The sequence below is a fragment of the Pelatocladus sp. genome (assembly GCF_059505505.1).
In genome coordinates, this window is sequence record NZ_JCACKS010000058.1 from 1 (window position 1) to 12,690 (window position 12,690).

6 protein-coding genes are annotated in these 12,690 nt (G+C 42.0%); all 6 read left to right on the forward strand.

The genetic code is table 11. The annotated features are described in order from the left end of the window. The coding region (locus AC5JMK_RS05820) for an SDR family NAD(P)-dependent oxidoreductase (protein ID WP_495909626.1) at positions 1-5,657 on the forward strand (5,657 nt) is incomplete at its 5' end. 241 nt (positions 5,658-5,898) lie between these two features. Beyond that, positions 5,899-7,713, forward strand: coding sequence for an NAD(P)/FAD-dependent oxidoreductase (locus AC5JMK_RS05825; RefSeq protein ID WP_495909630.1), 1,815 nt, complete (start codon positions 5,899-5,901; stop codon positions 7,711-7,713). Positions 7,714-7,908: 195 nt separating this feature from the next. Continuing rightward, on the forward strand, positions 7,909-9,276 hold the full coding sequence (locus tag AC5JMK_RS05830; RefSeq protein ID WP_495909627.1) for an aldehyde dehydrogenase: 1,368 nt from the start codon (positions 7,909-7,911) through the stop codon (positions 9,274-9,276). Between the two features lie 64 nt (positions 9,277-9,340). Continuing rightward, on the forward strand, positions 9,341-10,126 hold the full coding sequence (locus tag AC5JMK_RS05835; protein ID WP_096679392.1) for a metal-dependent hydrolase: 786 nt from the start codon (positions 9,341-9,343) through the stop codon (positions 10,124-10,126). Positions 10,127-10,267: 141 nt separating this feature from the next. Further along, complete coding sequence (locus AC5JMK_RS05840; protein ID WP_495909628.1) at positions 10,268-11,677, forward strand: carotenoid oxygenase family protein; 1,410 nt, start codon at positions 10,268-10,270, stop codon at positions 11,675-11,677. Positions 11,678-11,792: 115 nt separating this feature from the next. Beyond that, positions 11,793-12,690 (forward strand): DUF1702 family protein (locus tag AC5JMK_RS05845; protein ID WP_495909629.1); only part of this gene is annotated, 898 nt, incomplete at its 3' end.

Below are 12,690 nucleotides of genomic sequence, written 5' to 3' on the forward strand. Positions count from 1 at the left end.
GCCAAGAACCCAACGCAGTATTTGAGACTTCCGCCCGTTCTCTTTACCCGATTTTGCAAGGAGAAGTTCGTCCTCAAACAGATATTCTGCGTGCTGGCGTCTCTGCTATGGGATTTGGCGGTATTAATTGCCATGTCACCCTTGAATCTGGTGATTCTCCAGCCGAAAAACTGCAAACTTCTATAGAAGAACAGTCTCTGCTAGTTTCTAATCAGGATACAGAGATTTTTGTCCTAGCTGCTGAATCAATTCCCGCTTTACTCGAACAAACGCGGACTTTGATCAATACCGCAGAAGGTTTGAGTTTCGCAGAAGTAGTTGACCTGGCTGCACACTTGAGCCGCAATCTCCAGCCCCAACAGCCAATTCGAGCAGCTTTGATTGCAGGTAAGCCTGAAGAGTTAGTTAACCATCTAACTTTATTAGAAAAATTGTTGGATGAAACACCACCTAAAAAAGGAGAGTTAGTTACTAGCCCACAAAAAGAAGTGTGGGTAGGCAATAGTGTCCAACAAAACCAAATCGGTTTTCTCTTTCCTGGCCAAGGTTCGCAGAAATTGAATATGGCTCGTTGGCTGGTAGAGCGCTATCCTTGGGCTAGAGAACTAGTAGAGCAAGCAGATATTTGGCTACGTGAAGCTGGCTTTGGTGGGGTGCGAGAGTACATGTATCTATCCCTAGACCGTGCTGTCAACCAAGAGCAAGTTGCTGAGTGGTCGAAAGCACTAGCCCAAACAGCAGTTGCTCAACCTGCAATCTCTCTAGCTTCATTGCTTTGGTTACACTATCTTAACCGTCTTGGGATCAAGCCCGTTGCTGTAGGTGGTCATAGCCTTGGTGAACTAACTGCTTTTCAGGCCGCCGGAGCCTTTGACGAGAAATCACTTTTACGTCTAGCTGCTATTCGAGGACAAGCTATGTCTGCGAATGTGGAAGGCGAAAACCAAGGTGCGATGGCAAGTCTGGCTTGCTCTCAAGAAGTAGCAGAGAATATTCTCAAGCAAGTCAGTGGTTACGTGGTTTTGGCTAACATCAATAGTCCAAAACAGATGGTAATCTCTGGCGAATCAGCTAGTGTGGAACAAGCGATCGCCCTAGCCCAAGCAGCAGGAATTCGCACTCATCTGCTAGCAGTTTCCAATGCTTTCCATTCGCAGTTAGTTGCAACCGCAGCCGAGCATCTGAGAAAGCAACAACTTATTCCAAAGCAGTTAGAACAAATCAACGTATCTTTGTTCTCCAGTGTAGACGGTCAGCAGCAAAACCAGGGGCTATCGTTACGCGAACACTTTGCTAATCAGATGCTGGCACAAGTAGATTTTGTTTCACTAGTAAAAACACTGAGTCAAACCTGTGATTTGCTTGTAGAAGTAGGTCCTGGCAAAGTCCTTTCAGGTTTAGTTAGTGATATTAATGATACCAAGAGAGCATCTTGTTTCCCGGTTGAATCTAAACCCGGACTACACAAAGATTTGCATGTCATGCTGGCTGCTATATTTGTGCGTGGCAATGAAATAAAATGGGAAGTTCTCTACGAAAATCGTCTTGTTCGTCCCTTTGTACCAGTATCAGCACAAGTATTCATTGAAAATCCTGTAGAGCGACCATTCCAGATATCTGCCGACCAAATATCTAAAATTTCTTATGCTTCTCATGCTTCCGTGCAGACACTGCCTAGCCCACAAAATCAAGTTGCTTGGGAGATGCTATCTAATTACATTTCCCAACGAGGCAGGTTTTTAACAGAGGTGATCAGAGCAGACTTGCAAACTTTGTCGCATATTCCTAGCCAAACCAACGGCAATGGTTTTCCTGCCACTAATGGTAATAGCAAAAATGGCTCTTCACGAACTCCTAGTTTGGCAACAGTTCCGTCACAGACGCAAGTTGAAATCCCTCAAATTGCTCAAACACAGATCAATGGCAATCAAACTAGTAGTGTAGAAAACTTTCTTGTAGACTTTATTGTCAAACAAACAGGTTTTCCGCAACAGAGCGTCACACCAAACATTAGATTGCTCGATGACCTCAACCTTGATTCTATAAAAGCAGGGGAATTAATTGCTGCTGCTACCCAACAATTTGGTGTTGCAGGCAAGATTGATCCTGCGTCTATGGCTAATGCCACAATTCAAGAGATTGCTGAGGCGATTAGGCTAGTTATTCCAGAAAGCAGTTCTCAGCCAGAAATAGCTCCAACGTATAGTCTTGCTAATAGTAGTGTAGAAAACTTTCTTGTAGACTTTATTGTCAAACAAACAGGTTTTCCGCAACAGAGCGTCACACCAAACATTAGATTGCTCGATGACCTCAACCTTGATTCTATAAAAGCAGGGGAATTAATTGCTGCTACCACCCAACAATTTGGTGTTGCAGGTAAGATTGATCCTGCGTCTATGGCCAATGCCACAATCCAAGAGATCGCTGAGGCGATTCGGCTAGTTATGCCACAAAACAGCAATGGGAATGGGAGCGTTAGTAATGGAACCAATGGAGTGAAAAGTTCCACAAATGGCTCTCATCTACAGGCTCGTAGGCAGACTGAACTAACACAAACACCAGAGCGCGATCGCAAACCACGGGTACGTGACTACATAGTGACAACTATTGCAGAGGCATCTACACCAGTTGCTTTTGGTAAGCATCCTGATGAAAACTGGCAAACTGCTAACGCCGTTATCCTGTGTGAAACCACTGAAACTCACATAGCCGAGGTATTGTATAAAAAACTACGTAACCAAGGCGCTCAAGCTCAAATCTTATCCTATGCTACAGCACAGGCTCAAGCCGTCATTGATAAAAGTGACTTTACTCACTTTATAGCTGTACTTCCGCAAAAATCAAGTAGTGGATCATCACCAGATACTATTTTACTCAGCATGATTGAGCGGCTACGCAGCATAGCCACTCCGCCGCCAGCTTCCCAAGCATCCCGCACTCATACAACAGTAGCGTATATTCAATTTGGTGGTGGACATTTCGGTACACAGCCACCGCTTGCAGATATTGACCAATGCTGTGCGATCGGTTTTGCATCCAGTCTGCATTTAGAACGCCCTGATCTCAAAGTACGAGTAATTGATTTTTCTCTTAAGCTTAGTCCCAGCAAGATCGCCAAATGTGTAATAAAAGAGCTTGCTACCTCTCATTTCTATCTAGCTGCGGGCTACGATGCAACTCTGACTCGTTATGTTTCTCGTCCGCAAGTACAAGAACCAGCCGAGTATGAAGAACGAAAAATTACCTGGTCTTCTAAAGATGTCATTCTTGTTACTGGTGGAGCCAAAGGTATTACTGCCGAATGTGCCTTAGCTTTGGCGAAGAAAACAGGGGTACGCATGGCTCTAGTTGGTCGTTCGCCACTTCCAGACAAACATACTGTTGGTTCTGGGAATGTGGAAGTGATGCGGACTCTCGAACGTTTTAGTGCTGAAGGATTAACCTGTCTTTGCTACAGTTGTGATGTTGCTGATCCCGAATCTTTAAGGGCTGTCGTGCGGCAAATTCGCCAGGATCTTGGTGAAATTACCGGAATAATTCACGGAGCTGCTTTAAATTGGCCAAGACTGATTGAACAAGTATCAAAAGAAGCTGCGTTTGATGAAATTAAGCCCAAGCTCAAAGGTGTACTCAATTTATGTCAGGAATTTGCCGAAACACCGTTGAAGCTCTTTGCTGGTTTCTCATCCGTGATCGGTATTACCGGAATGCAGCGTAATGCTTGGTACGGTTTTTCTAATGAAGCTTTAGATTTGATTTTGCGCCGCTTTCAAGCTCAACACCCAGAAACTGCGGTTGTTTCAATGGCGTTTAGTGTTTGGGAAGAAGTCGGTATGGGGGCGCGGATGGGTAGTGTTCGCAGCCTCAATAAAATGGGAATAAAGGCGATCCCCAAAGATGCAGGTGTAGCTCGGTTCTTGCATCTGATCGAGAACGAAGCTGCTGATATGCGAGTAGTGGTTGCTGCTCCCATGCAAGCTCTTTCTGCCTTTGAAACCAGTGGCTTCGATACTTGGTTCCCAGAACGGTGTTTACCACCCAAAGAGTCAAAATTCTTAGAACGGGTGCTGCTGTGTGAACCTGGTGTAGAAATGGTTGCACGGGCGCACTTGAGCTTAGAGCGAGATTCTTACCTTCTGGATCATCTATATAAAGGTTCATACCTGTTTCCTACGGTTTTTGGCTTAGAGGCTATGGCTCAAGCAGTTGCCTATGTTACGGATAAGAATACTCTACCAACTCTAGAAATTGCAGATATTCGCTTAGAGCGCCCAATTGTTGTTGATCCAGAAAAAGGGTTGGATATCGAAATCCATGCAGAAGTCCTTGAGCGAGAGTCTAAAAATGCTCCCCAGGAGGTGTATGTAACTATTAAGACTGAAAAAACAGGATTCAATATTAGCCATTTTTCTGCCACTTTTGTTCTCGGTACGCAGAAAACTCCTGCTATGGAGTCGATCAAACTCCCATCTACAGCGTTAGATATTCAACCCCAAGCGGATCTCTATAGTTGGTTGCTGTTCCAGGGGCCGCGTTTCCAACGCTTGCAGAAAATTTATACACTGGATGCTGATAAATGTGTATTCCGCACCCACAGAAACTTTAGTTTCTCCTCTGCTCAAACAGATCATGCAGATAGGTCAGAAGGGCCATTTTTACTCGGAGATCCTTACTACAGAGATTCGTTACTCCAAGCTGGGCAACTTTTGATCCCACAGGACAATTGCCTACCTGTATTGATTGAACGGATCGAAATTTACCAGCCAGACGGTGAGTTGAGTGACTCCTGTATCTGTATCACCGTACCCCAGGGTCAGTCAGGTAAGCAATTCCGCAATAGTGTGCTTGTCGTGACTGAAGATGGGCGTGTTGTCGAAAAACTGAGCGGATACGAAGCACGATTACTAGAACACCGTAAAGATAACCCTACGGTGGAGGAATTGGCTGATCCCGAACGCAGAGATGAAGGGATACTGGACAAAAAAATTAGCGATCGCGCCCATTCTTTTGGAGTTAGCGCACCTGAAATTTCCCTCGCTTATTTTCCTGAAATCAGTACTCTCTCGCCAGACGAACGTCACGCCCAAGAGTTACCTTTATTCTATCAGGCTCTCGGTAAACTACTAAACTCAGATGTTTCTCAAACACAAATTAACTGGAGTGCATCTGGAAAACCAATGGTGGATGGAGCGACTATGGAGGGAGTAGAAGTTTCTCTTTCTCACGATCAGCGTATCTGTTTGTGTGTGGCGGGACAAGGACCTCAAGGTTGCGATATTGAACCTGTAAGTCATCGTAGCCAACAGGATTGGAATGCATTATTAAGTGAGGCGCGACAACCGTTAATGCAACAATTGTTGTTGCGTTCTGATGACTCAGGAGATGTGGCTGGAATACGAATTTGGACGGCTGTAGAAGCTTTGCGTAAAGCAACTGGAGCCAAGGATATCAGCTTAAGAATTGCCCATATTGAAGGAGACAGTGTACTGTTCCGTGATATGTCTGCTGGTAGTCAACTTAAAATTCTCACTTTCCCTATGCAGTTGACACGAGGCTCACAAAGGATGATTGCATTGGTTGTGCAGGATGCTAAATCTGAACAAGCAGATATAAATTTCATACTCAACGACACCAGTGAATTAAGTTTGTTTAGCTAATAGACATCTCCGAAAAAGAATATAGGCATTGCTGAATAATGAGATGATTTAGCCCTATTTTGAACGAATTATTAATAGCTTCAGCCGCTAATTCATCCCACATTTATGCAACGCCAGAATATAAAAGCCTTGTGCAGTTAGGGTCAATACCTCATTTCTGGAGATGTCTAATCAGTTCATCACTCTTGATCAAGAGTTGTTTTACCAACCGCAAATTTTAACTACACAAAAGCCAATGTTGATGAACAATACTCAATCCCAAGTTTACGATGTTGTGATTATGGGTGCTGGCATGGCAGGAATTTGCCAAGCTCGCCATCTGCTACTGAATATTCCTGACATCAAGATTGCCTTAGTCGATCCCCGCCCGGAAGAACGGATGGACAAGGATATGAAAGTAGGTGAATCAACTGTCGAAATCTCCACCCTGATGATCTGTAAGGAGTTGGGACTTTATGATTACATGATTGAAAATCACCCACCCAAGTTTGGTTTAAACTTTCATTGGCCTAAAGATCCTGCCAAAACAGAAAACACAGACGACTATTTTCATCTTTGGGCTACTCGTCAACCCCCCCTTGCTTCTGTTCTCATTAATCGCCCCAAATTTGAGCGTGATGTCCTAAAAATGAATAAGGACATGGGCGTTGAATTTTACAACGGTCGAGTAGTTGATGTTGACTTCACCTCTGGTGATGATCTGAACACTATACAAGTTAAACTAGATAATCAGCAGCTGGAACTAAAAACTAAACATGTTATTGATGCAGCTGGTCGCAAGTTTATCATCGGTCGCAAGACAGATAATTTAGTCTTTGGGGCAGAGAATCTTTACGGTGTAAATAATGGTTCAGCATGGATGCGAGTCAGAAATGTCGATCGCACTATTTTCCATAATGGTTATGATCCTGCAAATGCTACATGCAGCCATTACTATGCAACCAATCACTGGATGGGACATGGACATTGGGTGTGGATGATCCCGACGGACACCGAAAGTATGGAATTGTCGATTGGCTTAGTCCACCACAATGATATCATCCTTGCTCAAAGTGTTAATACCAAAGAAAAATTCTCTGCTTTTCTAGAGGCCAATCACAATGTTGTTTATCAATTGCTCAAGAGCGGGGAGGAAGTAGATTTCCATTATCTGCCAAGGCTAGCGCATAAGAGTAAGCAGATGTACTCCAGAGATAACTGGTACGTCATTGGTGATGCAGCAGCCATGTTTGATCCCTTTTACTCAATGGGAATGACAATGATGTCCTTTCAAATCGAGAACGTCACAGAAATCATTCGCGCAAAATTTGCAGGTGAGGTTGATGCAGAGAAGAAGCGGGTTGTTTACAACAACTTTGCTATCAACATGATTGCTCGTAATAATCACCTTGTTAGCCATCATGAAAAACAACTCGGTAACGCCAGCATCATGAGTTGGCGGATCTTCCTCGAAAATATGTGGTGGTTCGGGGTGCTGATCCCGATGTATATCGGCAAATGGCATTTAAATTTGGCGTTTCTCCATAAGTTTGGCAAACAAGGACGTGGTGCAGTTGTTGCTGAAACCTTGGAAGAAGCATATAAACTTTTTGACAAGCTATTGGAGAAGAAGCAGAATCTGGGATTTATGTACACCCATCGTACTGATGAATTGCCCTTTGGGTATTCAATCACTAAGGACGTTAGTAAATACATAGGTCTTAGTAAATACGAGCCTCAACACTGCAACATCTATGCCGAAATGAGAAATACTTATTTCTTCGTTGCCTTATGGTATCTGAAGTTGCTGTGGAAAGGATTTGGTTTGCCAGGTGTGCTAGCACCAAAAAATGTTAAACAAGTTTTCAGCTTGTTGAAAATATCTGCTCAATCTTATGTAGATGAGTTGATTTATAACTATCAAACCAGAAATATTCCCACTAACAGCACAGTTGCCAAGCAAAGAGAAGAGTTTAAGACTTATCAACCCCAGACTGAACTCCAGTCTTGGCAGAATTTGGCAACTGTAGATGCAAATGATACCAAGTTACCAGAGCTAGTCAAAGTAGGTAGCTAAACTTTAGCTTTCGATTTAGGGGTTGGGGATTCGGTTTAAGTTGAGCATTTTTTCTAAATACTTCACTTGTTTGAATCACCGCCCCGATCATATAAACTTTTTAGCCAGAGCCAAGAAGAGGCTAGCTTCTATCATCGACCAATCACTTAACCTAGATTTGATATAGACCCTAATTATTTTTGGAGATAAAATTTTATGCTTGCACAACCTCTAATAAAATTTAGCAAGATTTTGGAACAACAAAAACAATTTTTTCGGACTGGTAAAACTAAAGATATTGATTTCCGGATTGCAAAATTGCAAAAATTAAAACAAGCACTGATAGAAAATCAACCTGCTATTTTTAAAGCTTTAAAGGTTGATTTAAATAAGTCGGGATTTGATGCTTACTTTGAAACAGTCGGGATTCTCAAGGAAATTGATTACGCGCTTAAACATATTAAAAATTGGGTAAAACCGCAAAAAGTCGCTACTCCTTATCATCAATTTCCTGCTTCTTCTCACATTTATGCTGAACCATTCGGCATTACTTTAATCCTTGGTCCTTGGAATTATCCTTTTAACTTGGTTATGACTCCTTTAATTGGAGCGATCGCAGCTGGTAATTGTGCAGTTTTAAAACCTTCCGAAATATCTGCTCAATCTTCTGCTGTGATTGCTGAAATTATTGGTAAAATCTTTGAACCTTCCTTTATTCATGTTGTTGAAGGTGGTGTAGAAGTTAGTCAAGAATTATTGTCAGAAAAATTTGATCATATCTTCTTTACTGGTGGAACTAAAGTTGGTAAAGTTGTTATGTCGGCTGCTGCCAAGTATTTAACTCCAGTAACTCTAGAGTTAGGTGGTAAAAGCCCCTGCATTGTTGATGAAAATACTCATCTTGAGTATACTGCCAAAAGAATTGTCTGGGGAAAATTCATCAATGCTGGTCAAACTTGCACTGCTCCTGACTATCTTTTAGTGCATAAAAATATCAAAGAAAGATTGTTGAATCTAATTGAGAAATATATAAGGGAATTTTATGGCGATGTACCATCAAAAAGTCCAAATTATTCCAGAATAATTAACCAAAAACATTTTTTACGTCTTGCTAATTTGCTAAAATATGGGAAAATTATAGTGGGAGGAGAGACTAATCTCAAAGACCTCTACATTGCTCCCACGGTTATCGATCAAGTTTCTTGGGAATACAATATCATGCAGGAAGAAATTTTTGGTCCGATACTTCCTGTGGTTGAGTACACAGATTTAGATGAAGCGATCGCAATCATTAATGAAAGACCAAAACCCTTAGCTCTTTACTTCTTTTCCAATAATAAACAACATCAAACTCAGGTATTGCAGGCAACTACATCGGGTGGGGTTTGTATTAATGATACAGTCATGCATTTAACTATTCCCTCTTTACCTTTTGGAGGAGTTGGTGAAAGTGGAATAGGTCGTTATCATGGCAAGGCTGGCTTTGAAAATTTCTCTTATCAAAGAAGTGTATTGAACAAGTCTTTTCTGTTCGATCAAAAATGGAGATATTATCCTACTCCCAGAAAACAAAAGAAGCACTAATTTCACAGGTTGTTTTAAGAGTATAGCCAACCGTATTAAACATCATAACCAAAGGTATAGACTTATGTCTCAAATAACTGTACGGCAGATGAATTTTGATTTTTCAGAGCAGACTGAGAGGTATTGGTGTGGGAACAGTCACTTTAGAACACACTTTTTTAATAGCATCACGCTTCTGTTTCCCGATGGCGAACAATTCATGCTTCGCACTATAAAAGGGCAAATAAAGCAAATTAATAACTTGCAGCTCAAACAAGAAGCCTCGGCATTTATAGGCCAGGAAGCACAACATTCTATTCAGCATGAGAATTTCTGGGAAATTTTACAGCAGCAAGGCTATGAATTAAAAACCTACCTTCGCTTTCTGCGGTTTATTCTTTGGAATATTTGTGAAAATTGGTTGAGCATTGAGTTGAAGCTAGCTATGATTGCAGGAGTTGAGAATTGTACAAATGTTGTAGCTGAACTTGTCTTAGAAGAGGAATTATTGGCAGAAGCAGAACCGAAGTTAAAGGAACTTTTTGAGTGGCACGCTGCTGAAGAGATTGAGCATAAAACAGTTGCCTATGATGTTCTTCAAAATGTAACACAGAGTTACCTGATTCGTCTGCTAGGTATGCTTATAGGCTATACCTTTGTTTTTGGGTTTCTTAACTTGGGATTGTTTATGATGCTATATCAAGACAAAAAGCTTCTAAATTTCAAGGTATGGCAGGAAATGGTACAATTCTTGTTTATCAAGGAAAAGTTTTTATTCAAGGTATTTTTAAACTCTCTTGAGTATTTAAGAAAAAACTTTCATCCCCTACAAAGAGACAATTTCTTTTTGGTCAGGAAAGGAATTGGATGATCGACATCTAAGTTTTCCACCACTGAGTATTTACCTACCATACGACACAGCTTTGTTGGACGAACACCTCAAGACTTTATGCTGCAAATGTTTTGTTTGTAATTAGAAGTCTTATAAAGAACAAAAATATAGAGAACAAAAATGGTCACAACAACAATCAGTCCTTATCTTGATAGTAATTTTGCCCCAGTTCAGGAAGAAGTTACTGCTGATGAACTCGTAGTAATTGGTGAGTTACCACCTGATTTATCCGGGACGTTTGTCCGCAATGGCCCAAATCCTAAGTTTGATCCTATAGGTCGTCATCAGTGGTTTGATGGTGATGGGATGTTGCATGGGGTGCAAATTAATAATGGTAAAGCCTCATATCGCAATCGTTATGTTCAGACTAGAGCTTTGAAGATGGAGGCAGAGGCAGGGCGATCGCTATGGAAAGGACCAACAGAACCACCTAATTTTGATCTTCCCCCTAATAATCTGTTTGGACCTTTCAAGAATACTGCCAATACTGCCTTAGTTTGGCATGGTGGAAAACTTTTAGCTCTGTGGGAAGGAGCTGAACCGTACGAAATTGCAGTACCCAACTTAGAGACAGTTGGACCATATAACTATGAGGGTAAACTTGCATCTCGATTTACAGCTCATCCCAAAGTTGATCCGGAAACTGGGGAGATGATGTTCTATGGCTATGCTGTGACTTCGCAACCATATCTGCAATATAGCATTGTGTCGCGGGAGGGAAAACTAACAAAAACTATAAGTATTGATATACCAGCACCAGTGATGATGCATGACTTCGCCATCACTGAACACTACACCATTTTCATGTATCTGCCTCTGACTTTTAGCATGGAAAGGATCATGCGGGGAGAATCAGCTTACTTATTTGAGTCAGATGTTTCTAGTCGCTTTGGTATTCTTCCCCGTCATGGAGATAACTGTAATATTCAATGGTTTGAGGCTCCTTCTTGCTATATTTTCCATACTGTGAATGCTTATGAAGACGGAGAAGAAATCGTCCTGATTGCTTGTCGGATGAGTGGAACAACATCCCTTGACATACCAACAAAGTTTAATGATGCTCAGGATGATAGGCCAAGATTGTACCGTTGGCGATTTAATCTGTGTACAGGTACTGTTTCTGAAGAACCACTGGATGATCTAGCATCAGATTTTCCTAGTCTGAATCAGCAAAGATTGGGGCGACAAAGCCGATATGCTTATACAGCAAAAATGGCATTTGGGGAAAGGATAGCATTTAGCTTTGACGGATTGCTGAAATATGACTTTACAACTGGCTCCTCACAGGTATATGAATTGGGATCGGGTCGTTACGGCGGAGAAGCAGTTTTTGTCCCTCGCCCGAATAGTAATACAGAAGATGATGGCTGGTTAATGACTTTTGTTTATGATTCAACACAACAAGCCTCTGAATTGCTAGTGTTGAATGCCCAAGATTTAGCTACTGAGCCTGTGGCTCGTGTTCTCATCCCGCAACGAGTTCCCTATGGTTTTCATGGAATTTGGATTCCAAAGGAATTTTTGAGCTAAACACAAGTATTTGATACTTTCACACACAAAGCCATGAAGAATGCACTTCAACAAAATAAAGCGCTGGTCGGAGCGTGTATGACAAAAAGCAACAATTTCAATCAGGAGAATAAAAGTGACACAAGATATCATATTATCCGAAACCAAAAAACTACGTGGAGTTCCCCCCCTGCCTGCTGAGGCAGCCCAGCGTCTTGGAAGTATACATAGTGCTTACAGTCAGGGCTACCAAGTAGGAACTACTACTGAAGAACTAGAGGCGATTATTCCTAAATTAAATTCAGTTTCAGCCGAATTGCTCGGATTTGCTTTGGAGGGTGTAGGTACTGGTTTAGCGCAGCGGGATTTATTTGCACCTACTGATTACAATCGGGTAGAGGCCTTTGTCAAAGGTCCTGGGGCAGCTTATGAAAACTTTGTGTATGTGGGGTTAGGTTTGATACTGGGCAACAAAAAGTTGCCTATCGAACCATATTTAAAATCACTAAGCCTGATCAGGAGTTGGCTAGTACTGGATGGCTATGGCTTTCAGCATGGTTTTACCCACTGGCAAGATTATCTTCAAGGTCAACCAATACCTGAAGTACTTACTGGTTATGCTTCCCAAGTTTTTGATCAGGGGATGGGGCGCAGCATTTGGTTTATTAACGGCACTGATGTAACTCTGATTTCACAGACTATCAGTGCTTTCCCACCAGAAAGACAAGTAAATTTGTGGGGGGGACTTGGTTTCGCTTGTGCCTACGCTGGTGGTGTAGACCAGTCAACCCTAGAAGTCTTAAGAGTAGCAGCAGGATCTTATGATGCGATTTTGGCTCAAGCAGCAGCTATAGCTACCAAGTCACGTCAATTACTTGAGAACCCATCTAGGTACACAGAATTGGCTTGTCAGGTTTTCTGCGGTACGGGTACTGAGGCAGCAGATGAGACTGTAGATAGAATACTAAAAAATCTCTGCACCAATCAATACCTTCGCCAAATTTATGAACTGGTAGAACAAGGATCGGCAGGGT

Coding starts and splice junctions, on each gene's coding strand:
- AC5JMK_RS05825 (WP_495909630.1), top strand. CDS start 5,899: ATGAACAATACTCAATCCCAAGTTTACGATGTTGTGATTATGGGTGCT.
- AC5JMK_RS05830 (WP_495909627.1), top strand. CDS start 7,909: ATGCTTGCACAACCTCTAATAAAATTTAGCAAGATTTTGGAACAACAA.
- AC5JMK_RS05835 (WP_096679392.1), top strand. CDS start 9,341: ATGTCTCAAATAACTGTACGGCAGATGAATTTTGATTTTTCAGAGCAG.
- AC5JMK_RS05840 (WP_495909628.1), top strand. CDS start 10,268: ATGGTCACAACAACAATCAGTCCTTATCTTGATAGTAATTTTGCCCCA.